Here is a 22,784-nt window from a genome sequence, read left to right on the forward strand (position 1 = left end):
CTCGACAGGTCAGTACGCTACCAACGCCTCACCAACCACAAACTGTCCGAGAAGTCCTGAGACACATCTGTCCGTGAGGTCCTGAGACAGCACATCGGGTTAGAACCCGGCTGAACACTCACGACCACTTTCTGTACTCGTTCATCACGTGGCGTAGCATGCTAACTAGCATGTCAACTAGCATGCTGCCGACGCGATGGAGCACCGGGTGCAGGATGAAGAGCTCGCCGAGATCGTCGAGAACCTTCGGCTGCTCGGCAGCGACGTGACCGACGTCGAGGTCAAACGCGCGGAGGGCGGGCTGCCACGCTCGGCGCGCGACACCGTCGTGGCGTTCGCGAACACCCGCGGCGGCACGTTGATCCTCGGCCTGGACGAGCGTTCGGGCTTCACGGCGACCGGACTGGCCGACCCGGCGAAGATGTCGTCGGACCTGGCCGCCATGTGCGCGGCCGACGTGGAACCGCCGGTGCGGCCGCACATCGGCATCCACGACTTCGAAGGCACCCGTGTCCTGGTCGCCGAGGTTCCGGAACTGCCGCCGCACCTCAAACCGTGCTTCAGCCGAGGCGCGGGAATGAGCCAAGGGAGCTTCGTCCGAGTCGGCGACGGGGACCGCAAGCTCACCAGCTACGAGGTCCAGCTCCTGGTGTCGAACCGGGGCCAGCCGCGCGAAGACGAGGCCCCGGTTCCCGGCACCGGCCTCGCCGACCTCGACCCGGCACTGGTGACAGCGTTCCTGACCAGGCTGCGGACCCGCCGGCCCTACGCGTTCGGCGAACTCGACGACGTCCCCGCGCTCAAGCGGGCCAAGGCTTTGGTCGTCGACGACGACGGCGCCGCGGTCGCCAGCGTCGGTGGTCTGCTCGCGCTCGGCAGCTACCCGCAGGAGCACTTCCCCCAGCTGATGCTGACCTTCGTCCACTACCCGACCCCCGATGGCTCCGACACCGCGACCGGCGAACGCTTCGTCGACAACGTCGTCGCCGAGGGACCGATCCCGGTGATCGTTCGCGACGCGCTCCTCGCCGTGCGAAAGAACATGACCCGGCGGTCGGTTGTGCGCGGAGCCGGCCGCGCGGACGTCTGGCAGTACCCCGAGGCGGCAGTGCGCGAAGCCGTCGTGAACGCGCTCGTCCACCGCGACCTCTCACCCGCGGCGCGGGGTACGCAGGTGCAGATCGAGATGTACCCGGATCGGCTCACCATCCGGAATCCCGGCGGGCTCTTCGGACCGGTGACCGAAGACCGGCTGGGCGAGGAGGGCGTCTCGTCGGCGAGGAACGCCAGTCTCCTGCGCGTCCTCGAAGACGTGCCGCTGCCCGGAAGTACGCACGCGGTCTGCGAGAACCGCGGCTCGGGGATCCGGACGATGATCAACGCCCTGCGCGCGGCACGGATGAGCTTGCCCGAGTTCAAGAACCGCGTGAGCACGTTCAGCGTCACGTTCCCGAACCACACGCTCCTCGGCGAAGAAACCGTCGACTGGCTCAGCTCGCTGGGCGAGCACGGGCTGACCGAGAGCCAGTGCGTCGGCCTCGCGATCCTGCGGGACGGCGGCCACCTCGACAACCAGACCTACCGGACGGAGACCCGCGTCGACTCGCGCGTCGCGACCCAGGAGCTGCGTGATCTGATCGCTCGCGAGCTGGTGGTGCAGACCGGGAACCGGCGCTGGGCGCGCGACCGGCTCGCGCCGGCCCTGCTGCCGTCGTCCGGCCCCGGCTCTGCTTCGCCGGCACGGCGGGCAGATCGCCGTCAGGAGATCTTGGACGCGTTGAGCCGCGGCGAGCGATCGCGGCTGGAACTCGCCGTGGCCACCGGCCTCACCGACCAGACCGTGGCGCGGTGGCTTCGGATCCTCCGGAGCGAAGGTCTCGTGGAAACGACGGAGGAAAACGTGCGGAACCCGGCCACGCGGTATCGCCGCACCGGCAAGATCGCGCTGGGGGAAGCGCCCGCCTCACGACCGGATCTCGGGTGACTGCGGTGGCCGGTCCAGCCGCCGGAACTCGACCCACTGGCGGCTCGCGTCGGCCCACGTCACCTGGTGGCGGTCGAAGAACTCCTGCAGCCGCGTGCGGCTCAGCTCGGCTGTCGGCGTTCCCACGAGGTAGTAGTCCAGCTCGTCGCGGATCCGGTTGAGGTTGTAGCGGGTCTCCTCCATCAGCACCCACCGCGACCGCCAGTTGAAGAACGTCTCCAGCCCGCCGAGCACGGTGACCAGCGCGACCATCGGCAGGGCGATCGACGCGCGGGCCGGGATCTCCTGGATGCCGAGCACCACCGTCGACGCCGCCGTGAGCAGGAGCGCGGCCACTCGGACGACCGACGCGCGGCGGCGGAAACGGCGTTTGCGGGAATCCGCCCAGTCCATGTCGGCCGAGACGAGGTCGCGGAAGCCCAGGAGCTGGTCGCGCAGCGGGCGGTCCGGCTCTCGCCCGGCTACTTCGAGGAAGCCGCGTTCGGAATCAAGGGACGACATCGCGTCAGGTTGGCGGAGGGCCGCCCGCGGCGGCAAGCGTCAGACGACGATGCGGGGTTCGGACGCCAGCCGCGAGAGCACGTGCGTCAGCCGGCGCGCGGCGACGTCCCACTCCTCCAGCGCGCTGCCGCGGCCCAGGGCCGCCGTGCGCAGGGAGCGCCGGAGCTCCGGGTCGGCGTACCAGCGGTGCAGCGCGTCCGCGAGCGAGAACGGGTCGTCCGGCGCCACCAGCAGGCCGGGGACCTCGCCGTCCGCGTCGACGCCGAGTGCGTCGTACACGCCGCCGACCTCGGTCGCCAGCACCGGGATGCCCCGGGCCAGCGCCTGGGCGACGGACATGCCGGACGTCGCCGCGCGGGACGGGATGACCAGGAGGTCCGCCGCGTTGTAGGCGGCGCCGAGGTCGACCGCGTCGCCGGCCAGGGTGATCCGGCCGCCGAGGCCGAGGCGCTCGATCGACCAGTGCAGCTCGTCGACGTACGCCGGGTCCGCCGCCAGCGAGCCGGCGAAAACGCACGAGAGCGCGAGGTGGTCGATCTCGCCGAGGGCCTGGACCAGCACGTCCTGGCCGTTGCGGCGGGTCACGTCGCCGACGCAGAGCAGCCGGGACACGCCGTCGGCGCCCGCCGCGAGCGGGGCCGCGTCGGTGCCGGGCTTGGCGACGTAGACGCGGCCGGGGTCCAGGTCGTGGCGGTCGATCAGCAGCCGGGCGAGCCACGGGCTGGTCGCGACGACCATCCCGGCCATCCGCAGCGTCTCGCGCTCGCACGCGTCGAGCTCCGCGGCGTGCGCCGGGTCGAGGCCGGGCTCGTCGGCCAGCGCCTGGTGCACCAGCACGGCCAGCCGCAGCCGCCGCGCGTGCGGGACGACGATCTCCGGGACGCCCGAGGCGATCATGCCGTCGAGCAGCACCACCGTGCGATCGGGCAACGCCGCCAGCGACCGCGCGAGCCGGCGTCTCGACATCGCGTCGGGCTCCGGCCAGTCGCCGGTGATCGGCAGTTCGAGCACCGGCTGCCCGACGGCGGGCAGGTTCTGGCACATGCGCTTGTCGTACGTGTCGGAGCCCGGTGGGGCGGCCGGGAGGATGAACACCATCGGGTCGGCAGGCCTCATCGCGCAACCTCCAGCGTGGATCGACGGACGCCTCATCCGTCACACGCGGCCGGAGCCGGGAAGGTTCAGCTCTGGGCGTCGATCTTCCAGACGCCGTTCTCCTGGACCAGGGTGAACGTGTCGGTCTCCCCCTTGCCGCCGTCGTAGAGGACGTGCGCGGTGACCCGGCCGGGACCGATCTCCTTCACGCTTTCCGCCTTCACCGACTTGTACTGGCCCCAGAAGTTCTGGTACGTCGCCAGCGTCTGCTTGCGCGACGCCTTGAAGCGGTCCGTGAGCAGGTTCCACGCTTCCGCTGTGTTGTTCGGGAGCAACGCGTAGTAGGCGGCGAGGGCGTCGGCGGCGGTCTTCGACGAAGCCACGCTCGACACCGGCGGCGAGGTCGGCGGGGCCGACGTCGTGGGTGTCTCCGACGCGGACGACGGTGCCGGGGGCGGTGCCGCCGACTGCGTGACCGAAGCCGACGGCGACGAAGACGCGGGCGGGGCGGCGTTGTCGGTCGGTGGCTTCTGGCGGACGACCAGCAGGATCGCCACCACGACCGCGACGCACAGCAGCGCCGCGCCCGCCCCGACGGCGATCAGGCCCTTGCGCGCGCCCGGCGACACCGCGGCGACCTCGCCCACGGGCACGGTGACCGCGGCGGGCACCGGCGGCAGCGCGGGCGGTTCGGTCTCGGGGAGCGTCGCCGCGAGCACCGACTCGCCCGGCTCGGCGTCCGGCAGCAGCGCGACCAGCTCCCGCTCGACCTCGTCCATCGACGGCCGCTCGGCCGGGTCGGTGGCGAGCATCCGCAGCAGCAGCGGCGTCAGCCTGCCCGACTTCTCCGGCGGCTCGATCTCGCCGCTGGACGCCTTGTAGAGCAAGGCGATCGGGTTGTCCGCCGTGCCGTACGGCGGCTTCCCCTCGACCGCCGCGTACAGCGTCGCACCGAGGGAGAAGACGTCGGCGGCGAAGCTCGCGTCCTCCCCGCGGGCCACTTCCGGCGCGAGGTACGCGGGCGTGCCGGCGATCTCGCCGGTGGCCGTCAGCTTGACGTCACCGATCGCGCGGGAAATGCCGAAGTCGGTGATCTTCGCCGTGCCGTCCTCGGAGACCAGGATGTTGGCCGGCTTCACGTCGCGGTGCACGACCCCGGCGCGGTGCGCGCCGGCCAGCGCGGAACTGATCTGCGCGCCGACGCGGATGGCGTCGTCCACCGTCGTCGGCTCCTCGCGGACCAGGACGGCGAAACTCTTCGACGGCAGGTATTCCATGATCAACCACGGCCGGTCCTCCTCTTCGAGGACGGCGAACACGGTGATCGCGTGGGAATGCTGCAACCGAGCGGCGATCCGCGCCTCGCGCATCGCGCGGTTCTTCGCTTCTTCCGTGCGGTGCTCGTCGTGGTCGTGAGGCAGCAGGAGTTCCTTGATCGCCACGGTGCGGTCGAGCTTTTCGTCCTGGGCCCGCCACACCGTGCCCATCGCGCCGCCGCCGATCGGCTCGAGCAGCCGGTACCGATCGCGGATCCGGCGACTTTCCACGAGCATCCACCATTCTCCGAAGTGGCCGAGAGATCCGGTCAGCATGCCAGCCGCGGCGGCCGACCGGTACCAACCTAACCGAAAACCTTGCGCGGGCAGTGCAATCGCGCGCTGTGGCGCCGCCCACCCGGATACCCCGAATACTAACGAACAACCCCGAACGCGCGATCAAGTGCGTCCACGATCTCCTTGCGCAGCCCGGCGCCGACGGCGATCGTCGCCGCGGAACCGACCGTGTGCTCGCTGCCGTCGCGGTCGACGACGGCGCCGCCGGCCTCGCGCACGAGCAGCACACCGGCCATGGTGTCCCACGGGTTGTTGGACAGGATCAGTGCGGCGTCGAGCTTTCCGTCCGCCACCCACGAGAGGTCGACCGCCGCGGTGCCCAGCATCCGGATCTTCTGCGCCCGCGCGCCGAGGTCGGTCAGCAGCGTCAGCCGCGCGCGGTTCTTCTCTTCGGCGAGTTCGCCGATCGCGAAGTCACCCACCGCGATCATCGCGTCGGACATTTCCGTCGCCGTCGACGCGGCGACCCGCTCCCCGTTCGCGAAAGCACCTTCGCCGCGCGCGGCGGTGTAGGTGACACCGAGGTACGGCAGGGCGATCGCGGCGACCGTGCTGTGCTCGCCGTCCACGAGTGCCAGGGAAATCCCGCAGAGCGGAATCCCGCGGGCGAAGTTCGCCGTCCCGTCGATCGGGTCGAGCGCCCACCAGCGCCCGCCCGCCGCGCCGCTGCGGCCGCGCTCCTCGCCGAGGAACCCGAATTCCGGGGTTTCGGCGGCGAGGAACTCCCGCAGCGCGTCCTCGACGGCGGTGTCGACGTCGGTCACCAGGTCGCGATCGCCTTTCGCGGAAACGGAAAAGGTCGGGCGCGACCGGACGATCCCGGTCGCCTTCGCCACGGCTTCGCGCGCGACGGCCAACAGTGCGGCATGCTCGGTCATGCCACCCAACATAGAGAAGGGCCGCGCTCATGACCGATCTGTTCCCGCTCTCGACCACCGCCGACGAGCAGGCGCGGCGGGCGTCGGTCGCGGTGCTGCCGGTCGGCAGCTTCGAGCAGCACGGCGCGCACCTCCCCCTGGCCACCGACGCGGTGATCGCGGCGACCCTCGCGACCGCCGTCGCCGCCGCGTACCCGGTGCTCCACCTGCCGCCGATCACGATCTCGTGCTCGCACGAACACGCGGGGTGGGCCGGCACGGTGAGCATTTCGGCGCGCACGCTGCACGCCGTGGTCACCGACGTCGCCGAGTCGCTTCGCGCGTCGGGCGTGCACCGGCTCGTGCTGGTCAACGGGCACGGCGGCAACTACGTACTGTCCAATGTGGTCCAGGAGTCCGGCGGCGCGATGGCGCTGTTCCCCGGCGTCGCGGACTGGCAGGCGGCGCACACCGCGGCCGGCCTGCGGACCTCGCTGGACGACGACATGCACGCGGGCGAGCTGGAGACGTCCATCCTGCTGCACGCGCACCCGCACCTCGTCCGGCCCGGCTACGAGGCGGCCGACCACCTGACCGACCGGGAGCACCTGCTGACGCGGGGCCTGCGGGCGTACACGGAGTCGGGGGTCGTCGGCCGTCCCTCGCTGGCGACCGCGGCCAAGGGGCACGTCCTGCTGGACACGCTGGTCCAGCGCTTCGCCGGGGTGCTCGACGCGTTAGGCGCCTGAGAACGCGCCGTCCAGGTGCGGGAGCAGGTGGGCCATCCGCTCGGCCTTGGTGCGCAGGTAGCGCAGGCTCTCCGGGTTCGGCGGAACCAGCAGCGGGACCCGCTCCCTGATCCGGATTCCGTAGCGCGTCAGCTGTTCGACCTTCGCCGGGTTGTTCGACAGCAGCCGCACCGACCGGACCCCCAGGTCCTGCAGGATGCCCGCCGCCGCGTGGTAGTCGCGGGCGTCGATCGGCAGGCCGAGCGCGACGTTCGCGTCGACCGTGTCGAGGCCTTCGTCCTGCAGCCGCATCGCCTTCAGCTTCGCGAGCAGGCCGATCCCGCGGCCCTCGTGGCCCTGGACGTAGACCAGCACGCCCGAGCCCTCCTCGACGATCCGGTCCAGCGCCGCCGCCAGCTGGTCGCCGCACTCGCAGTGCGTCGAGGCGAAGACGTCGCCGGTCAGGCACTCGCTGTGCACGCGGGTCAGCGTCCCCAGCTCGCTGATCTCGCCGTACACCAGCGCGACCTGCTCGGTGCCCGCCCGGTCGAGGTACCCGACCGCGCGGAACGTCCCGTGCCGGGTCGGCAGCCGGGTCTCGACGACCCGCTCGACCACGGCCCGGTGCGTGCTTGCTGTCATCGTCTCCACCTCTCTATCCCCGCACTTTCACGTGAAAGTGCGGGGTTGTTCGTGCGGCACTTTCACGTGAAAGTGCCGTCCGGCGCACCCCGGCGACGCTCCGGACGAGCAGGACGCCGGCGCCGGGCAGGCTCGCGAAGAGCGTGAGCACGCCGTAGACGACAGCGACGGTGACACCTTGGGCGGCGCCAAGGCCGGCCGCGCCGAAGAGCAGGGCGCAGACGCCCTCGCGCGGGCCGAAGCCACCGATGTTGAGCGGGAGACCCATCGCGAGCAGCGCGAGGATCATCAGCGGCACGAGCTGCCCGGCCGGCGCGGTCACGCCGGCGACGCGGGCGGCGACGACGAACAGCGCCAGGTGCCCGGCCAGCGTCGCGATCGACAGGAAGCCCACGCCGGGCCAGGTCTCGCGGGTGAACAGGCCGAGCCGCAGGTCGGCGAGGGTGACGGCGAAGCCGCGCCGGACCTTCGACGGGCTGTGGATCCAGCGCCCGCCGAACAGCCGTCCGGCGACGACCGCGGCGACGGCGGCCAGCACGACGACCACGCCGGTGGCCGTCACGACCTCGCGGAACGCCTCGGGCACGACATCCGGGACGAAGAGCACGACACCCACGGCGGACGCGATCAGCACGAGCTGGCCCGCCGTGCGCTCCAGGACGACGGCGCGCACGCCGCGCGGCACGTCCCGCGACTCGCGGCCGTGCTGCACCGCGCGGTGGACGTCGCCGAGGACACCCGCGGGGAGCACGCCGTTGAGGAACAGTGCGCGGTAGTAGTCGGCGACCGCGGCGCGCAGCGAAAGCCGCAGGCCGAGCCGGGTGGCGACGATCTGCCAGCGGCCCGCGCTGAACACCGTCGTCGCGAAGCCGATGGCCAGCGCGGCGAGCACGCCGGGCGTGCTGATCCGGCCGAGGCCGTCGAGGAAGGCGGCGCTGCCGAGCTGCCAGACGAGGACCGCGAGGATGCCGGCCGCGCCGAGGACGCGCAGCCACGCGAACAGGCGCTTCACGCCGCCGCCCCCAGGCTCGGCGGCAGGACCAGCAGGTCGCCGTGGTGGACCACCGCGTGCAGCTCGCCGGCCGCGGCCATTTCGACCCGGCGCTGCAGGTAGACGTCGGAGACCGGACGCAGCTCGGGCAGCTGCTCGACGGCGGCGCCGACCCAGCCTTCGAGCCATTGCCGCTGCAGTTCCGCCTGGTCCGGCCCGAGCCGCCACGCGCTCTCCGCGCGGACGACCGTGGCGCCGAGCCTGCCGAACGCCGTCGCGGCGACGTCCACCGCGGTCGGGCCGAGCAGCCGCCGTCCGCCGGTGAGCCGCCGCTGGTGGGCGTTGAACGCGGCCGAGAGCGCCGGGTCAAGCGGGTCGGCGGGCGAGAGCTCCACCTTGCCGGTGACCGACAGCATCAGCAGCGCCGCGCAGCCCGCTTCGGCGATGGCCGTGGCCAGCGCCGTGACCTCGGCCTTGGTCAGCAGGTCGAGCAGCGCGGACGCGGTGACCAGCGACGTCCCGGCGAGGTCGGCCGCGCGCAGGGCGGTGACGTCCCCCTGCTCGGCTTCCACGGCGACCGGGCTCCCGTCGAGTGCCGCCGACGGCAGCGAGGTGCGGGCGCGTTCGAGCAGCCCGGCGTCGCTGTCGTGCAGGATCCAGCGCTGGGCGCCGGGCAGCCGGCCGGCCAGCCAGCGGCCGAGCGAGCCGGTGCCGCAGCCGAGGTCGCGGACGACGAGGTCGCCGCCGGGCAGGTGCGCGCGCAGCGTGTCGACGAGGTCGGCGGCGCGGGCCGCGGCGTCGGCGGGTTCCCGCAGGGCGAGCCAGTCCGGGGCGAACGCGGTCATGCCGCCGCCTCCTGCCGCTGCACGATGTCGGCGATCCGGCGGGCGGTGTCGTCCCAGCCGGTCAGGGTCTCGCGGCGCAGCTTCGCCGCGGCCCGCAGCCGCGTCCGCAGCTCGGGCTCGGTGAGCCAGCGGCGCAGCGCGGCCCCGAGCGCTTCGACGTCGTCGCCGGGGACGAGCATCCCGGGCACCGAGCCGTCGGGCGCGACGCCGAGCGTGTCCGGCAGCGCGTCGACGTCGGTGGTGAGCACCGGCACGCCGCGGGCGAGGGCTTCGGTGACCACCATGCCGTACGTCTCGGCGCGCGAAGGCAGCACGAGCAGGTCGGCGGTGTGGTAGGTCGCGTCCAGCGCCGCGCCGGTCCGGGGGCCGGTGAGGGTGAAGCGGGCGCCGAGCCGGTGCTCGCGCAGCCGCTCGACGTACTTGGTCTCCCGCCGGATGCCGCCGACGCATTCGCAGGTCCAGCGCAGGTCGGCGACGGTTTCCAGGGCCTGGGCGAGCACGCCCTGGCCCTTGCGCGGGGTCACGTTCGCGACGCAGACCAGCCGGGACACGCCGTCGGTGCCGATGGCCGGCGGCGCCGGGTCGACGCCCGGCGGCACGGCGTGCACGCGGTGCGGCGCCAGCCCGTGGTGGCCGATCAGCCGGCGCGCGGCCCACTCGCTGGTCGCGACGACCGAGCTCGCGGCCCGCAGCGTCTCGCGCTCCAGCGCGTCGAGCTCGGCGGCGAGCGCGGGCGGCAGGCCGGTCTCGTCGGCCAGCGGCAGGTGCACCAGCACCGAGAGCGAAAGGCGCCGGGCCTGCGGCACGACGACCTCGGGCACGCCGCACGCGACCAGGCCGTCGAGCAGCACGGCGGACCCGGTGGGCAGCGCGGCGAGCAGGTGGCCGAGGACCGCGCGGGCCTCGGTGTCCGGCCGCGGCCAGGCACCGGCGACGGCGATCTCGTGCACGTCGATCCCGGCGGCGGCGAGCCGGTCGCACAGCCGGCGGTCGTAGGTGTTGCCCCCGCTGGGCACGGACGCGTCGTCGACGTCCCCGGGCAGGACCACGTAAACGCTGGTCACAGCGCACGCTCGTAACTCGCCCAGGCGACGTGCGACTCCTTCAGCGAGACGGTGATGCCTTCGAGGCCGCGCGCGCCTTCGCCGAGGCGTCCGGCGTGGACGGCGTCGGCGAGGCGGTCGGCGACGACCTTCGCGAGGAACTCGGTGGAGGTGTTGACGCCCTTGAACTCCGGCTCGTCGTCGAGGTTGCGGTAGTTCAGGTCGCTCAGCACCGCCTTGAGCTCTTCCGTGGCCTTGCCGATGTCGACGACGATGTTGTCCTCGTCGAGCTCGGCGCGGCGGAAAGTCGCGTCCACCACGAAGGTCGCGCCGTGCAGGCGTTGCGCGGGACCGAAGACTTCCCCGCGGAAGCTGTGGGCGACCATCATGTGGTCACGGACGGTGATGCTGAACACCAAGACCTCCGATGCGTTCGGGTGGACGTGGTCACTGCGGCTGATACACAACACGGAGGCACAGCGCGGAAAGTTCATTCCCGGCCAACCGGGGTAGCACGGACGGCAGATCTTCAAACGCGCACTCGCCGCTGACCAGTGCTTCGAACGCCGGATCGGCCAGCAGCTCCAGCGCGACGGCCATCCGCTGGGCGTAGCTGCGGTCCGGCCGCGCGACCGTCCCGACCTGGCTGCCGCGGATGGCCAGGCGCCGCGAATGGAAGTGCTCGCCGAGCGGGACGCTCACCTTCCGGTCGCCGTACCAGGACATCTCGACGACCTCGCCTTCCGGCGCGAGCAGCTCCAGCGCGCGGGTGAGCCCGGCTTCGCTCGCGCTGGCGTGCACGACGAGGTCGCAGTCGCCGTGGGCGCGCTCCGGGGTCGAGAAGTCGACACCGAGCGCTTCGGCGACGTCCGCGCGCGACGGGTCGACGTCGACGAGCTGCACCCGCGTCGCCGGGAAGCCGCTGAGGAGCTTCGCGACGCTGGCACCGACCATCCCGGCGCCGATGACGGCGATCCGGTCGCCGAGCCGCGGCCGCGCGTCCCACACGGCGTTGACGGCGGTCTCGACGGTGCCGGCCAGGACCGCCCGGCCGGGTGGGACGTTGTCGGGCACCGGCGTCACGGCGCTCGCAGGGACGACGTAGGCGGTCTGGTGCGGGTAGAGGCAGAAGACGATCCGGCCCGCGAGGTGGGCCGGGCCGCGTTCGACGACGCCGACGTTGAGGTACCCGTACTTGACCGGGCCGGGGAAGCCGCCGTCCTGGAAGGGCGCGCGCATGACGTCGTGCTGGCTCGCCGGGACCCCGCCGCGGAAGACGAGCGCTTCGGTGCCGCGGCTGACGCCGGAGCAGAGCGTGCGGACGAGCACGTCGTCCGGTCCGGGCTCGGGCAGCACCACCTCCCGCAGCTCGCCGACACCGGGCCGTTGAACCCAGAAAGCCTGTTCCACGTGTTTCTCCTCAGCGGGCGACCGGAGGCTGGTGTCGCCACCCTATGAGCAATTCGCGGAGTCGACGATGATCAAACAGGACCTTCTCCTGCGCGCGGTGGTGCCGGCGTGGGTGCTCGCCGCGGGGGTCGTCGCGGGGCTGTCCCCCCTCGCCTGGGCCACCGGGCTCACGTTCGGGACCGCCCTCGTGCTGCTGACGGAGTGGGGCCTGCGCCGCGCCGGCCGCGCCGCCTTCGGCCCGGCGGACTGGATCACGTTCGCCCGCGCGACGCTCGTCGGGTGCGCCGCGGAACTCATCGCCGACGGCGGCCTGTCCGTCGCGTGGCTGGTCGGGCTGACCGGCGTCGCGCTCCTGCTGGACGGCCTCGACGGCCAGGTGGCCCGCCGCACCGGCACGACGTCGGAGTTCGGCGCGCGCTTCGACATGGAGGTCGACGCGTTCCTGATCCTCCTGCTGTGCGTCCAGGTGTCCCGGACGCTGGGGCTGTGGGTGCTGGCGATCGGCCTGATGCGGTACGTGTTCGTCGCGGCGTCGTGGGCGATGCCGTGGCTGACCGCGCCGCTGTACCCGAGCATGGCGCGCAAGACGGTGGCCGCGGTGCAGGGCGTGGTGCTGGTGGTCGCGGTGTCCGGTCTGCTGCCGGCGGCGGCTTCACTGGTGCTGGTGGCTCTCGCGCTGGGCACGCTGACGTGGTCGTTCGGCCGCGACGTCGTGTGGCTGGCCCGGCACCGGGTGGCCGAGCCGAGCCGGATCGTCCAGTTCCCGCGGCCGTTCCAGGCGCCGGCTTGGCGCGGCGACCAGGCGGCCTGAGACGACATGAAAGGGTCTTTCACCTCGTCGGACGACATGAACGACCCTTTCATGACATCCCTGCGGCGCCGGGCACCCGCTCGCCGACGTCTTGAATGAGTCATTCAGGTCTTCGGAGGTCCTGAATGACTCATTCAAGACACCACAGGCCGCCCGGCGCGGCGGCCAGGCGGCTTGAGCCTCAGCTCGATTCGCGAGCCGCCCGCGCCCGCCGTTTGCCCTCGTGCATCGCCACCACCCGGGCGATCGGGATCGTGTGCCCCTCCGCCACCAAGTCCTCGGGCAGCACGAACGGCTCCGGCATCTCCGCCGTCCACGGATCACCGGCGTCGAGCAGCCCCGGCGCCGTGCGCACCGTGAAGTCGCCGGGCTTGACGCCGTCGAGATCGCCCCACGCGACCGGGAACGACACCGGCACCCCCGGCCGATGCCGGGGGCTGTAGACGGAGATGACCGTCGCCCCTCCCGCCCGCGTCGAATCCAGGAACACCTTGCCTTCCCGCCGTTCGCGCACGAACTCCGTGGTGCCGAGCGCCGGGTCGAGCCGCTCGGCCCGCGCCGCGACCGCGCGCGTGGCCGCGGCGATGTCCTCCGTCGACTGCCCGGGCGCCAGCGGCACGAAGACGTGCACGCCCTTGGAGCCGCTCGTCTTCACCGCGCCGTCGAGGCCGTCGTTGCGCAATGCCTCCCGCACCAGCTTCGCGGCGCCGATGGCCAGCGAGAACGGGCCGTCCTCGGGCGGGTCGAGGTCGAGGATCAGGTGCGTCGGGCCGTGCTCGGGGCCGCCGCGGTAGAGCGACGTGTGGTACTCGATGGCCCGCTGGTTGCCGAACCAGATCAGCGTGCGGAGGTCGTTGCACAGCGCGTAGGAGACGTCCCGCTTGGACGTCTCGGCCCACACCGACACCCGCTCGACCCAGTCCGGCGTGTACTTCGGCAGGTTCTTCTGCATGAACGGCCCCTGCCCGCGCAGCACCCGCAGCACGGTCAGCAGCCGGTCGCGCAACTCGGGCAGCATCCGCTCGGACACGGCTTCGAGGTAGTCGAGCAGTTCCCGCTTGGTCACCCCGGCGTCCGGGAAGACCTCCTGGTCGAGACTGCTCAGCTTGACGCCGTGCCGTACTTCGTCGCCGCTCATCGGCCTACCCTCGCGGTCGGACGCGAGGTGGTCAACCTCAGAACGGCAGCTGCGAGCGGAGCCGGTCGAGCCAGCGGTCGACGGTGTCCTCGGCGCGGTCGTAGTCGTTGGCCTTGCGGGCCGCGTCCGCGCGCTGCTGGACGTGCTGGCCGATCGTCGCCGCGTACTGCGGCAGCGCGTAGACGTTCTGCCAGTACCCGGCGCGCATCTCGACCGTGGACACCTTCTCGTAGCCCGCGGTCGCCTTCGCGAAGTCGAAGCCGTAGCGCGTCCCGGACGGGTCCGGGCCGTTCGCCGTCACGACGATCACCGTCGGCCGCGCCTTCATGACGACCTCGGTCGGGTCGGCGCCGCGGGCGATGGCCGCGTCGTTGAGCCCGATGTAGTCGATCGAGTTCCAGCCGCTGTAGTACGGGATGGCGCCCGCGTCGGTGACGGCGAGGGTGCGCGCGGCCGGCGGGACGTCGGCCTCGGCCAGGCCCTTGCCGATCGCGACGTGCGCGCGCTGCAGGTCCGGGCCGTAGTTCGCGATCACGCCGAGGTCGGGCGCGGTCGCGCCACCGACGGCCGACCAGCCGACCGCCACCAGCCCGAGCAGCGCGCCCACGAGACGCGGCTTCAGCGTCCCGGCCGCGATCCCGGCGCCCAGGCAGAGGACGGGGATCGCGTGGTCGGCGAAGCGGTCGAGGTAGTCCATGGTCGGGCCGGACACCGCGTACGTCACGTACGTGACCGCGACGGTGACCACCAGCAGCACGCCCATCCCGCGCGTCGCCTTGCGGACGACCAGCGACAACGTCAGCAGCAGGAGCGGGAGCAGCAGGACCGCCGTGTGCTTGGTCCACAGCCAGCCGGAGTCGAGGTGGCCGAACTTGACGTAGAAGGTGTTCGGCAGCAGCTGGCCGTAGAACCGCCAGCGCCAGACGAAGTAGCCCGCGCCGACGACGACCGCGGCCCCGCTCCACAGCCAGCGCGCCCGCCCCTCCGACCGGACGAACCAGAGCAGGAACACCGGCAGCGCGGCCAGCACGCCCTCGGGCCGCAGCATGCCGAGCAGGAGCAGCAGCACCGGCGGTTCCCAGGTCCGGACCCGCTCGTTCGCCAGCACGCGCACGCCGAGCACGACGATCCGCAGCAGCACGGCGGCGAAGGCGGCCGTCTCGAGGCCGGCGGTGATGTGGAAGTACGTCGGCAGGAACACGACGTACGCGCCCGCGCCGACCAGCACGCCGGTGAGCCCGGCGCGGCGGTGGCCTTCCCGGATCAGCAGGTACAGCGTGCCGAGGCCGAGGACCAGCGACGTCACCTTGGTGAACAGCGGCAGCGCCAGGCCGAGCCACGCGCCCAGCCCCGACCAGACCACCCAGGCGAAGTTCGTGAAGCCTTCGACGCGCGGGCCGTCGACGTTCCACACCGGCCCGTGCCCGTCGGCGAGGTTCGCCGAGTAGCGGAAGCTGATGAACGCGTCGTCGATCGTGAAGAACCAGGCCGCCCACGCGCCCACGAGGAACAGCGCGAGCAGCACCAGCGAGACCACGATCAGCGGCGCGCGGCGGGTGGTCCGGGCGGGCGCGGTCTCTTCGGGCCGGGCGTCAGCCTCGATCGCCGTCATGGAATCCCCTCGGGTGGCTTTGCCGACCCGACACTGTAGCCGGGGCCGCTCAGACCAGCGGACGCCCGGTGCGCAGCCGGCGGCGCAGGTCCCACAGGCAGAGGTTGAACGGGAACCGCCGCACCGGCGCGGGCAGCACCCGCACGACCCGGCCGATCGCGCCGAGCAGCGCGTCGAACCGCCGCTGGTCGGCGCCGGTCCACGGCAGCCGCATCTCGTCGCGGAAACGCTGCGGGAGGAAGCCGGTGGTGACGAAGCGGTGGAACCGCCGTCCCAGCGCGGCGAGGACCGGGTGCAGGAACCGGAGGTCGACGATGGCCGTGAGGTAGCGGCGGACGGTGTCGTCGATACCGATCTTCTCGAGCCCGGCCGTCCAGTACTCCTCGAAGGCCTCGCGGTCGGCGGGCCACATCTCGGCACGCACCTGCAGCGTCGTGCCGAGCGAAGCGGCTTCGCGGTAGAAGCGCTCCGGCTCGCCGCCGACGAACGCGAGGTAGACGTCTTCGAAGCCCTTGTAGAGGCACGCCGCGACCCACAGCTGGAGGTCGGTGTCGAAGGCGTTGTAGGCGACCGGGCTCTCGCCGGTCGAGTGGACCTGCGCGTGGGCCGCGTTGACCGCACGGCGGTAGGCGGCCCGCTCGGCGTCGGTGCCCAGGGTCGCGACGGCGAGGTAGGTGAGCGTCGTCCGCGTCCGCTTCGCCGGGTGGCGGAAGAGGTTGCCGCTGTCGACCCGGCTTTCCAGCACGCCGTACCCGACGGGCGCGCGGGCGAGCTGCATGATCACGTTCGCGCTGCCGGCCAGCAGCCCGGCGCCGACGACGGCGTCGCGGAGGGCGGTCTCGGTCACGCCTCCAGGGAACGACACTGTTGACGAGGTGTCAAGAGCGGTAGTTCGCCCGGGCGAACGCGATCAACGCGCGTGCGGCCGGGCTCAGCGGGCCCTCCGTCCGCCACGCCAGCGCGAGCACCCCGCGCAGGCCCGGGCCGGTGATTTCGATGATCCGCAGCTCCGCCTGGTGGTAGCGGCCCAGCGACTCCGGCACGATCGCCACGCCGAGGCCGCGCGTCGCCAGCTGCACCAGGACGTTCGGGTCGGCCGCCTCGAACGCGATCCGCGGCGTCAGCCCTTCGCGCGCGAACGCGGCGTCGAGCGCGGTACGCAGACCCGTGCCCTTCGGCAGCGCCATCAGCGGCAGGCCGTCGAGGTCCCGGATCCCGACCTCGGCCCGGTCGAGCGGGCCGTCGGGCGCCGTGACGGCCAGGAACGGCTCGTCGAGCAGCACCTGCGTCGCGATGCCCGGCGGCGGATCGGTCGAGAGGCCGACGACCGCGAGGTCCAGGCGTCCTTCGCGCAGCGCCGCGAGCATCGTGTCGGAGTTGGCTTCCGACAGCGTGATCTCGACGGCCGGGTAGCGCTCGTGGAAGCCGGCCAGCAGGTCCGGCAGCTTGACCGGGCCCGCCGACGTCACGGCGCCGATCGCGACCTGCCCGCGGACCAGCCCGGCCAGCTCGTCGACGGCTTCGCGCACGCCCTGCACCGCCGCCAGCGCGGCCCGGGCATGCGGGAGCGCCGCGGCGCCGACGTCGGTGAGCCGGACGGTCCGGCCGGAGCGGTCCAGCAGCTCCTGCCCCAGTTCCCGTTCCAGCCGCCGGACCTGCGCGCTCACCCCGGGCTGGGCGACGTGCAGCCGTTCAGCCGCGCGCGTGAAGTTGCCCTCCTCCGCGACCGCGACGAAGTAGGCGAGCTGATGCAGTTCCATAAGCACTGATTCTAACTGGCAGACAAACCAGATCTTGGACTTCTGATCAGCTTCACCCCAGGCTGGAGGCAGCGAACGAAAGGAGCCGAGATGAACACCCTCCGCCCAGGTCAGGACGGTTACGCCGAAGAAGTCGCCGGGTTCCAGACGGCGGTACCCAGCTCGCCCGCGGTCGTCGTCCCCGCCGAAAGCGCCGAGGACGTCGCCGCCGCCGTTCGGTACGCCGCCGAGCACGGGCTGCCGGTCGCCGTCCAGTCCACCGGCCACGGCCTCACCGCGGGCACCGACGGCCTCCTGATCAGCACCCGCCGGATGACCGGCGTGGAGATCGACGCCGCAGCCCGGACCGCCCGGGTGGAGGCGGGCGCGCGCTGGGGCGCCGTCATCGAAGCCGCGGGCGAGCACGGCCTCGCGCCGCTCAGCGGCTCGTCGCCGGACGTCGGCGTCGTCGGCTACACGCTCGCGGGCGGCTTCGGGCTGATGGCCCGCCGGTACGGCCGCGCCGCCGACCACGTCCGCGCCCTCGACGTTGTCACCGCCGACGGCGAGCTCCACCGCGTCGAGCCCGGCTCGGACCTGTTCTGGGCCCTGCGCGGCGGCCGCGACAGCTTCGGCGTCGTCACGGCGATGGAGTTCGACCTCTTCCCCGTCTCGCACCTCTACGGCGGTGGCCTCTACTTCGCCCCCGAAGACGTGCCTGCGGCGCTGCGGGCCTGGCGCACGTGGTCGGCGGCCGCGCCGGACGCGCTGACGACGTCGCTGGCCATGGTCGAGTACCCCGACCTCCCGGTCCTGCCGGCGCCCCTGCGCGGGCGGCACATCGCGCAGATCCGCGTCGCCTACCTGGGCGAGGACGGCGACGAGCTGGTCGCGCCGCTGCGGGCCGCGGCGCCGGTGCTCATGGACACGCTGAAGGTCATGCCGTTCACCGAGTCGGGCTCGATCGCGGCCGAGCCGCGGCAGCCGCACGGCTACCACGGCACCAACGCGACCGTCTCGCAGCTGAACGACGCCATGCTCGACGCCGTCGTCGAGCACGCGGGCCCGGGCGCGGCCACGCCGCCGGTGCTCATCATCGACCGGCTCGGCGGCGCGCTCGCCCGGCCGGCGGCGGTCACGGGAGTCGGCTGGGACAGCTCGGCCGAGTTCGTCGTCCGGGCGCTCTCGCTGGTCGGCGACGGCGGGGTCGCGGCGGTCCGGACCGCGCACGCGAAGCTGTTCGACGCGCTGGCGCCGTGGACGACCGGGCGGCTGCTGCCCTTCGTGTACGGCGAGCACGCTGCGATCGAGGGCGTCCATCCGGCCGCGGACCTGCGACGACTCGGGGAGCTGAAGCGCCGCTACGACGTCCGGAGCACCTTCCGGGCGCTCGGACCGGAGGCAAAGGCGAGGTAAGCCGACGGCCTATACTCGCCCGGACGATCACACCGACGGGGGAACCGACTTGCGCACGATGAGCCACGAGGACTACCTCGGCATGCGGCGGTTCCCCGGTCTGGACGGCCTTCGCGCGATCGCCGCGACCATGGTGATCTTCTTCCACTTCGGCGGCCGGAACTGGACGTGGCTGTCGGGCTGGGTCGGCGTCTACCTGTTCTTCGTGCTGTCCGGCTTCCTGATCACGACGCTGCTGCTGCGCGAGCAGGACCGGACCGGCCGGATCTCGCTGTCGAACTTCTACATCCGGCGCGTGTTCCGGATCCTGCCGCCGTACCTGGTGATCCTGGGCGGGATCGTCGCGTTCGTGGCGCTGCGCGGCGAATTCCACGCCCGCGACTTCCCGAACGCGCTGAAGTTCTACCTGACGTTCCTCAACGAGTTCCTGCCGTCGTTCACCAACGGCACGGACAACTTCTTCAGCGGCTCGTGGACGCTGGGGATCGAGGAGAAGTTCTACCTGGTCTGGCCGTTCCTGCTGGTGTTCCTCGGGATCGGCGCGGCGAAGCGCAAGTTCCTGCTGGTCGGCGCGGCGATGGTCGTCCTGCTGGCCCTGGTCCCGCTGACCACCGGCGGCTGGCTGCTGCACGGCGCGAACGTGCCGATCTACCGCTCGACGGTGCACTACTTCATCCTGGCGGCGGGCTGCCTGCTGGCGATCCTGCTGCACTACCGCCGCGGTTACGCGCTGCTGAAGCCGCTGACGCACCCGCTGGCGGCGATCCCGATCGTGGTGGGGTTCGTGGTGTTCCACACGAACCTCGACACGCTGTGGAACGAAACGGGCCAGAACCTCTGGCTGCTGGTGGCGTACGCGTTCGCGGCGATGCTGCTGCTGATCGTCCTGGTCAGCCCGGGCCCGGCCCGCTGGCTGATGGGCACCGCCCCGCTGCGCTTCGTCGGCGAGCGGTCGTACTCGCTGTACCTGCTGCAGGGCCCGGTGCACTTCGTGGTGATCCAGGCGGTCCCGGGCCTGGCCCGCAACCACACGACGAGCGCGGTGGTGGTCTTCCTGGTCGGCCTGGCGATCGCGGACCTGATCCACCGATGGGTGGAGAAGCCGCTGATCGACGTGGGCAAGCGGATCATCGCGCGGAAGGAGGCGCGGCGGGCGGAGCGGGAGGCGGCTCGGCGGCCGGCCGAGCCGCGCGTGGAAGCCGAGCCCGCTCCCGCCGCCGCGACTTCCGCTCCTTAGCGCTCGAAGACGACGATCGGGATCAGCCGGTCCGTCTTCTTCTCGTAGTCCGCGAAGCCCTCCGCGTGCGCGACCATCCCCGCGTACAGGCGGTCCCGCTCGGCGCGGTCGGCGATCACCGTCGCCGTGGCCTCGAACTTCTCCGTGCCGACCTCGAGCGTGACCTTCGGGTTCGCCACCAGGTTGTGGTACCAGGCCGGGTTCTTCGGGGCGCCACCCATGGACGCCGCGACGACGTAGCGGTCGCCGTCGGTGGTGTACACCAGCGGGGACAGGCGGGGTTCGCCGCTCTTCGCGCCGGTCGTCGTGAGGAGGAGCACGTTCTTGCCCTCGAAGTAGCCGCCGACCACGCCGTCGTTGGCGCGGAACTCGTCCACGACCTGCTTGTTGAAGTCGTTCATGTCGGCTGGTGCGGTCATGGGGATCCCCTGTTCTGGCCGGTACGCTCGACTCGCGAGGTAGGCTCAGACGAGCCGAAGAGTTTGCTTTGCAAACAAAGCTACCGACCGGAGGTGAGCGGTGTCAACGCAGCCCGGCCTGAGCGTCGAGGACGGCGTGCGACAGCTCCTGCTGCTCATGCCCCGCCTGGTCGGCCGCGCGAAGCGGACGCCGGTGCCCGCGGAGCTCGACGGCTGCGCGCTCGCGCCGCGGCACCTGTCGCTGCTTTCCTACCTGCTCTTCGACGGCCCCATGACGGTCACCGAGCTGGCCACCCGCCTCCAGGTCGCCCCGACGACGGCGAGCCTGATGGTCGGCGACCTCAGCCGCCAGGGCGTGCTGAACCGCGACGAGGACCCCGCCGACCGCCGCCGCACGATCGTCAGCATCACCCCGGACAAGCGCCCGGCGGTCGACGCCTGGCTGGCCCGCGGCGCGCAGGCGTGGAGCAACGCGCTGACACCGCTGAGCCCGGCCGAGCGCCAGCTGGTGATCGCGACACTGGAGGCCTACGAACGCGGCACCTGCGAAGGCCCCGGCTGCTAGCGCCCCAAGGCCACATTGAGGTTTCTCAGTAGCGGCTGGGCAAGCGCGGGCGTGCCAGTCGGCTCGGTCGGCTGTGGCTGCGCTCGCGTCTTGAATGACCCATTCAGGTCTTCGGAGGTCCTGAATGACTCATTCAAGACATCACCACCCACCGCGATGCCGCCGATGGGGTGAGCGGTCGCGAGGCAGCGCGGGCCCGACCGGACCTCAACGTGGCAACCAGCGCGGCTACTGAGAAACCCCAGTGGGGCGCTTGAGGCTCAATCCTCGCGCTTTTCGCGGGCCAGCTTCCGCTGTGCCTCGGCGCGTTCCCGGCACTTGCGCAGGAACTCCTCGTCGTCCTCCGCGCTCGTCGCCGCGAAGCGCCCGGGGCGGTCGTACTCCGGGTACGCCGGCGCGTCGCGCTCGTACGGCCCGCGCGCCCGCGTCACCTGCTGCGGCCGGCCCGCGACCAGCCAGATGATCGACCCCACCAGCGGCACCACCAGCACGAGCAGCAGCCACAGGCCCTTCGGCAGATTGCGGCAGGACGACTCGTCCGTCGTGATCACGTCGGCCAGGCAGAAGATCCACAGCCCGAGCGTCACGATCCCGAGCAGTCCGTCCAGGTACAGCACGTTCCGCGCCTTTCCCCCGAGAAATGAACGCGGTAAGTCTTAGCAGAACCCCTTTCCGGTTCAGCCGCGGGTCACCCACAGCCGCGCGGGCATCCGGAGATTCGGCGACGACACCCACTCCGTCTTCGTTTCTGTCAGGCGAAACCCCTGCAGCGCCTGGAGAACGCCGGTCGCGAGCTCCGTCGCCTGCCGCGAACCCGGGCAAGCGCGGGGGCCGGCGCCGAACGGCGTCCCCGCCAGCGAGACCGAAACGTCGGTGCCGTCGATCCGGCGGCGGGTCGACAGCACCGGCTGCCCGGCGGGTTTTCCGGTCAGCCACGCGGAAACCTCGTTGCCGATGAGCCCCGCGGTGGCGTCGCACGCCTGGACGAGCACGCCGATCCGCGCGGCCGCCCGCTCGTCCGCCCCGCCGCACTCGGCGACCAGCCGGCCCAGCGCGGCTTCCGCGGCCGCGTCCGGCGTCACGTGCGGGTGGTACGCGGCCGCGACCAGCGCCACGTCCGCCGAGACGTCGGGGAGGCCGAGCGCCGAAGCCAGCACCCCGACCGGCACCGGCCGCGCGACCTCCGCCATCACGTCGAAATCGCCGAGCGCGGCCACGATCCCTTGCGTGCGCTCGAAAGCCTCGTCGCGCAGCTCGCCAACGGACTCCAAAAGGGACACCGCCAGCCCCCGCCGCCGGACGTGGTCGGGACCATTGCTGAACCGGGCCACCGAAGCGCGCAGCCACGCGACGCTCCCCTGCGGAACGTCGACGGCAACGGGCGGGACGGGAGCGGAAAGCGAAGTCATGCGGCGAACGTAGCCGCGGGAAACGTCGGCGACCGCCGAAGCTTCAGAGCAGCGAGGCCGGGAACCACGTCGCCTGCGGACCGGCGCACCGCACCGGCCGCGGGGCGGCGTGCTCGAACCACCACGCCTCGGTGACGCGGCCGTCCGGCAGCCGGTACGTCGGCGGCCCGGCCACCCGCGCGAGCCCGGCGGCCTGCAGCGAACGCGCGCTCGCGACGTTGCCGACCTCGGCGCCGGCCCGCACCCGCGGCAGGCCGAGGTGGTCGTGCGCCAGGACGAGCCCGGCCGCGAAGAGCGCCCGGCCGTGGCCGTGGCCGCGGTAGTCCGGCGCGAGGTAGCCGCCGGTCTCCGGGCCGCCGTCCTCGCCGGTGTGCACGCTCACCAGCCCGACGCAGCGGTTGGCCTCGACGTCGATCATCACCAGGTCGACGGACTGCGGGTCGGGCGACGCCCAGTCCGGGCCGGTGCCGGGCACCACCCGCAGCGCGTCGGCCCGCGAGAGCTCGTCGACGATCGAGCCGGGCTGCCAGCCCAGCCACCGCTGGGCGGCCGGATCGCTGCCGCACGCGACCGCGGCGGCGTACTCCCACGCGGTCGGGGTGCGGAAGAGGAAGCGCCCGTCGCGCACGACGTGGCCCTGCCGGTCGCAGGTCCGCTTGGTCATCAGGCGGCCGCGGCGGGTGAGCCGGTCGAAGATCCCCTTGGTGGCTGGCAGCATCGCGGCGAAAT

Annotated in this window: 24 protein-coding genes; 6 read left to right on the plus strand and 18 right to left on the minus strand. The window is 72.4% G+C overall.

Annotated features, from left to right (window positions below; genetic code table 11):
* Nucleotides 1–208: 208 nt before the first annotated feature.
* Nucleotides 209–1,984, plus strand: coding sequence for an ATP-binding protein (locus tag EIY87_RS12440; protein ID WP_125307874.1), 1,776 nt, complete (start codon nucleotides 209–211; stop codon nucleotides 1,982–1,984).
* Here the strand turns inward: EIY87_RS12440 and EIY87_RS12445 are convergent.
* From EIY87_RS12445 to EIY87_RS12460, 4 genes are all read right to left on the minus strand, one after another.
* The gene (locus EIY87_RS12445) at nucleotides 1,964–2,485 is read right to left on the minus strand and encodes a DUF4231 domain-containing protein (protein WP_125307875.1); all 522 of its coding nucleotides are present in this window, start codon (nucleotides 2,483–2,485) and stop codon (nucleotides 1,964–1,966) included. The genes EIY87_RS12440 and EIY87_RS12445 overlap by 21 nt on opposite strands.
* A 39-nt stretch (nucleotides 2,486–2,524) precedes the next feature.
* Nucleotides 2,525–3,583, minus strand: coding sequence for a glycosyltransferase family 4 protein (locus EIY87_RS12450; RefSeq protein WP_125309669.1), 1,059 nt, complete (start codon nucleotides 3,581–3,583; stop codon nucleotides 2,525–2,527).
* Between the two features lie 83 nt (nucleotides 3,584–3,666).
* Nucleotides 3,667–5,133 (minus strand): serine/threonine-protein kinase, encoded by a 1,467-nt coding sequence (locus tag EIY87_RS12455; protein ID WP_125307876.1) that lies wholly within the window; start codon nucleotides 5,131–5,133, stop codon nucleotides 3,667–3,669.
* Between the two features lie 137 nt (nucleotides 5,134–5,270).
* The gene (locus EIY87_RS12460) at nucleotides 5,271–6,071 is read right to left on the minus strand and encodes an inositol monophosphatase family protein (protein WP_125307877.1); all 801 of its coding nucleotides are present in this window, start codon (nucleotides 6,069–6,071) and stop codon (nucleotides 5,271–5,273) included.
* 29 nt (nucleotides 6,072–6,100) lie between these two features.
* Between EIY87_RS12460 and EIY87_RS12465 the strand changes: the two genes are divergently transcribed.
* Nucleotides 6,101–6,799 carry a creatininase family protein gene (locus EIY87_RS12465; RefSeq protein WP_125307878.1) on the plus strand — a complete coding sequence of 233 codons (699 nt, stop codon included), beginning with the start codon at nucleotides 6,101–6,103 and terminating at the stop codon, nucleotides 6,797–6,799.
* Here the strand turns inward: EIY87_RS12465 and ribA are convergent.
* The 6 genes from ribA to EIY87_RS12495 are packed head-to-tail and all read right to left on the minus strand — an operon-like array spanning nucleotide 6,788 to nucleotide 11,709.
* The gene (gene ribA, locus EIY87_RS12470) at nucleotides 6,788–7,420 is read right to left on the minus strand and encodes a GTP cyclohydrolase II (protein WP_191984068.1); all 633 of its coding nucleotides are present in this window, start codon (nucleotides 7,418–7,420) and stop codon (nucleotides 6,788–6,790) included. The genes EIY87_RS12465 and ribA overlap by 12 nt on opposite strands.
* 13 nt (nucleotides 7,421–7,433) lie before the next feature.
* The gene (locus EIY87_RS12475; RefSeq protein WP_125307879.1) at nucleotides 7,434–8,432 is read right to left on the minus strand and encodes a lysylphosphatidylglycerol synthase transmembrane domain-containing protein; all 999 of its coding nucleotides are present in this window, start codon (nucleotides 8,430–8,432) and stop codon (nucleotides 7,434–7,436) included.
* A complete protein-coding gene (locus EIY87_RS12480; protein ID WP_125307880.1) occupies nucleotides 8,429–9,256 on the minus strand; it encodes a class I SAM-dependent methyltransferase in 828 nt (275 codons plus the stop codon). Before EIY87_RS12480 ends, EIY87_RS12475 begins: the two co-directional genes overlap by 4 nt.
* Nucleotides 9,253–10,320, minus strand: coding sequence for a glycosyltransferase family 4 protein (locus EIY87_RS12485; protein WP_125307881.1), 1,068 nt, complete (start codon nucleotides 10,318–10,320; stop codon nucleotides 9,253–9,255). The genes EIY87_RS12480 and EIY87_RS12485 overlap by 4 nt, the downstream gene beginning before the upstream one ends.
* The gene (locus EIY87_RS12490) at nucleotides 10,317–10,715 is read right to left on the minus strand and encodes a 6-pyruvoyl trahydropterin synthase family protein (RefSeq protein ID WP_125307882.1); all 399 of its coding nucleotides are present in this window, start codon (nucleotides 10,713–10,715) and stop codon (nucleotides 10,317–10,319) included. The genes EIY87_RS12485 and EIY87_RS12490 overlap by 4 nt, the downstream gene beginning before the upstream one ends.
* Nucleotides 10,716–10,746: 31 nt before the next feature.
* Nucleotides 10,747–11,709, minus strand: coding sequence for a zinc-dependent alcohol dehydrogenase (locus EIY87_RS12495; protein ID WP_125307883.1), 963 nt, complete (start codon nucleotides 11,707–11,709; stop codon nucleotides 10,747–10,749).
* A gap of 67 nt (nucleotides 11,710–11,776) precedes the next feature.
* On the opposite strand from EIY87_RS12495, the gene EIY87_RS12500 reads away from it, so the two are divergent.
* On the plus strand, nucleotides 11,777–12,520 hold the full coding sequence (locus EIY87_RS12500; protein WP_125307884.1) for a CDP-alcohol phosphatidyltransferase family protein: 744 nt from the start codon (nucleotides 11,777–11,779) through the stop codon (nucleotides 12,518–12,520).
* 181 nt (nucleotides 12,521–12,701) lie between these two features.
* Here EIY87_RS12500 and EIY87_RS12505 read toward each other — a convergent pair whose 3' ends face one another.
* Genes EIY87_RS12505 through EIY87_RS12520 form a run of 4 tightly spaced genes read right to left on the minus strand, consistent with a single transcriptional unit; the run spans nucleotide 12,702 to nucleotide 17,030 of the window.
* Entirely contained in the window at nucleotides 12,702–13,658 is a 957-nt protein-coding gene (locus tag EIY87_RS12505; RefSeq protein WP_125307885.1) for a DNA polymerase domain-containing protein, read from the minus strand.
* 37 nt (nucleotides 13,659–13,695) lie between these two features.
* Nucleotides 13,696–15,270, minus strand: a complete 1,575-nt coding sequence (locus tag EIY87_RS12510) for a hypothetical protein (protein ID WP_225439846.1) — start codon at nucleotides 15,268–15,270, stop codon at nucleotides 13,696–13,698.
* Between the two features lie 49 nt (nucleotides 15,271–15,319).
* A complete protein-coding gene (locus EIY87_RS12515) occupies nucleotides 15,320–16,117 on the minus strand; it encodes an oxygenase MpaB family protein (protein WP_125307886.1) in 798 nt (265 codons plus the stop codon).
* 31 nt (nucleotides 16,118–16,148) lie between these two features.
* Complete coding sequence (locus EIY87_RS12520; protein ID WP_125307887.1) at nucleotides 16,149–17,030, minus strand: LysR family transcriptional regulator; 882 nt, start codon at nucleotides 17,028–17,030, stop codon at nucleotides 16,149–16,151.
* Between the two features lie 90 nt (nucleotides 17,031–17,120).
* On the opposite strand from EIY87_RS12520, the gene EIY87_RS12525 reads away from it, so the two are divergent.
* Both EIY87_RS12525 and EIY87_RS12530 read left to right on the plus strand, forming a co-directional pair.
* Nucleotides 17,121–18,425, plus strand: coding sequence for an FAD-binding oxidoreductase (locus EIY87_RS12525; RefSeq protein WP_125307888.1), 1,305 nt, complete (start codon nucleotides 17,121–17,123; stop codon nucleotides 18,423–18,425).
* A 58-nt stretch (nucleotides 18,426–18,483) separates the two neighbouring features.
* Nucleotides 18,484–19,662 (plus strand): acyltransferase family protein, encoded by a 1,179-nt coding sequence (locus EIY87_RS12530; RefSeq protein ID WP_191984153.1) that lies wholly within the window; start codon nucleotides 18,484–18,486, stop codon nucleotides 19,660–19,662.
* On the opposite strand, the gene EIY87_RS12535 is transcribed toward EIY87_RS12530, so the two are convergent.
* Entirely contained in the window at nucleotides 19,659–20,081 is a 423-nt protein-coding gene (locus EIY87_RS12535) for a nitroreductase family deazaflavin-dependent oxidoreductase (RefSeq protein ID WP_125307890.1), read from the minus strand. The genes EIY87_RS12530 and EIY87_RS12535 overlap by 4 nt on opposite strands.
* A 100-nt stretch (nucleotides 20,082–20,181) precedes the next feature.
* Here EIY87_RS12535 and EIY87_RS12540 point away from each other — a divergent pair, with 100 nt between their 5' ends.
* On the plus strand, nucleotides 20,182–20,646 hold the full coding sequence (locus EIY87_RS12540) for a MarR family winged helix-turn-helix transcriptional regulator (RefSeq protein WP_125307891.1): 465 nt from the start codon (nucleotides 20,182–20,184) through the stop codon (nucleotides 20,644–20,646).
* Nucleotides 20,647–20,906: 260 nt separating this feature from the next.
* On the opposite strand, the gene EIY87_RS12545 is transcribed toward EIY87_RS12540, so the two are convergent.
* Genes EIY87_RS12545 through EIY87_RS12555 form a run of 3 tightly spaced genes read right to left on the minus strand, consistent with a single transcriptional unit; the run spans nucleotide 20,907 to nucleotide 22,773 of the window.
* A complete protein-coding gene (locus EIY87_RS12545) occupies nucleotides 20,907–21,263 on the minus strand; it encodes a PLDc N-terminal domain-containing protein (protein ID WP_125307892.1) in 357 nt (118 codons plus the stop codon).
* Nucleotides 21,264–21,323: 60 nt separating this feature from the next.
* Nucleotides 21,324–22,055 carry a hypothetical protein gene (locus EIY87_RS12550; protein WP_318531885.1) on the minus strand — a complete coding sequence of 244 codons (732 nt, stop codon included), beginning with the start codon at nucleotides 22,053–22,055 and terminating at the stop codon, nucleotides 21,324–21,326.
* 43 nt (nucleotides 22,056–22,098) lie between these two features.
* The gene (locus EIY87_RS12555; RefSeq protein ID WP_125307893.1) at nucleotides 22,099–22,773 is read right to left on the minus strand and encodes a GNAT family N-acetyltransferase; all 675 of its coding nucleotides are present in this window, start codon (nucleotides 22,771–22,773) and stop codon (nucleotides 22,099–22,101) included.
* Nucleotides 22,774–22,784: the final 11 nt, after the last annotated feature.

Origin of the sequence: Amycolatopsis eburnea (genome assembly GCF_003937945.1) — a bacterium.
Classification (GTDB): Bacteria; Actinomycetota; Actinomycetes; order Mycobacteriales; family Pseudonocardiaceae; genus Amycolatopsis; species Amycolatopsis eburnea.

Bases quoted from the DNA above. Each gene is read 5' to 3' on its own strand.
- EIY87_RS12455 (WP_125307876.1), bottom strand. From the start codon at position 5,133: ATGCTCGTGGAAAGTCGCCGGATCCGCGATCGGTACCGGCTGCTCGAG.
- EIY87_RS12460 (WP_125307877.1), bottom strand. From the start codon at position 6,071: ATGACCGAGCATGCCGCACTGTTGGCCGTCGCGCGCGAAGCCGTGGCG.
- EIY87_RS12505 (WP_125307885.1), bottom strand. From the start codon at position 13,658: ATGAGCGGCGACGAAGTACGGCACGGCGTCAAGCTGAGCAGTCTCGAC.
- EIY87_RS12510 (WP_225439846.1), bottom strand. From the start codon at position 15,270: ATGACGGCGATCGAGGCTGACGCCCGGCCCGAAGAGACCGCGCCCGCC.
- EIY87_RS12480 (WP_125307880.1), bottom strand. From the start codon at position 9,256: ATGACCGCGTTCGCCCCGGACTGGCTCGCCCTGCGGGAACCCGCCGAC.
- EIY87_RS12550 (WP_318531885.1), bottom strand. From the start codon at position 22,055: ATGACTTCGCTTTCCGCTCCCGTCCCGCCCGTTGCCGTCGACGTTCCG.
- EIY87_RS12555 (WP_125307893.1), bottom strand. From the start codon at position 22,773: ATGCTGCCAGCCACCAAGGGGATCTTCGACCGGCTCACCCGCCGCGGC.
- EIY87_RS12465 (WP_125307878.1), top strand. From the start codon at position 6,101: ATGACCGATCTGTTCCCGCTCTCGACCACCGCCGACGAGCAGGCGCGG.
- EIY87_RS12445 (WP_125307875.1), bottom strand. From the start codon at position 2,485: ATGTCGTCCCTTGATTCCGAACGCGGCTTCCTCGAAGTAGCCGGGCGA.
- ribA (WP_191984068.1), bottom strand. From the start codon at position 7,420: ATGACAGCAAGCACGCACCGGGCCGTGGTCGAGCGGGTCGTCGAGACC.
- EIY87_RS12520 (WP_125307887.1), bottom strand. From the start codon at position 17,030: ATGGAACTGCATCAGCTCGCCTACTTCGTCGCGGTCGCGGAGGAGGGC.
- EIY87_RS12530 (WP_191984153.1), top strand. From the start codon at position 18,484: ATGAGCCACGAGGACTACCTCGGCATGCGGCGGTTCCCCGGTCTGGAC.
- EIY87_RS12535 (WP_125307890.1), bottom strand. From the start codon at position 20,081: ATGACCGCACCAGCCGACATGAACGACTTCAACAAGCAGGTCGTGGAC.
- EIY87_RS12450 (WP_125309669.1), bottom strand. From the start codon at position 3,583: ATGGTGTTCATCCTCCCGGCCGCCCCACCGGGCTCCGACACGTACGAC.
- EIY87_RS12500 (WP_125307884.1), top strand. From the start codon at position 11,777: ATGATCAAACAGGACCTTCTCCTGCGCGCGGTGGTGCCGGCGTGGGTG.
- EIY87_RS12525 (WP_125307888.1), top strand. From the start codon at position 17,121: ATGAACACCCTCCGCCCAGGTCAGGACGGTTACGCCGAAGAAGTCGCC.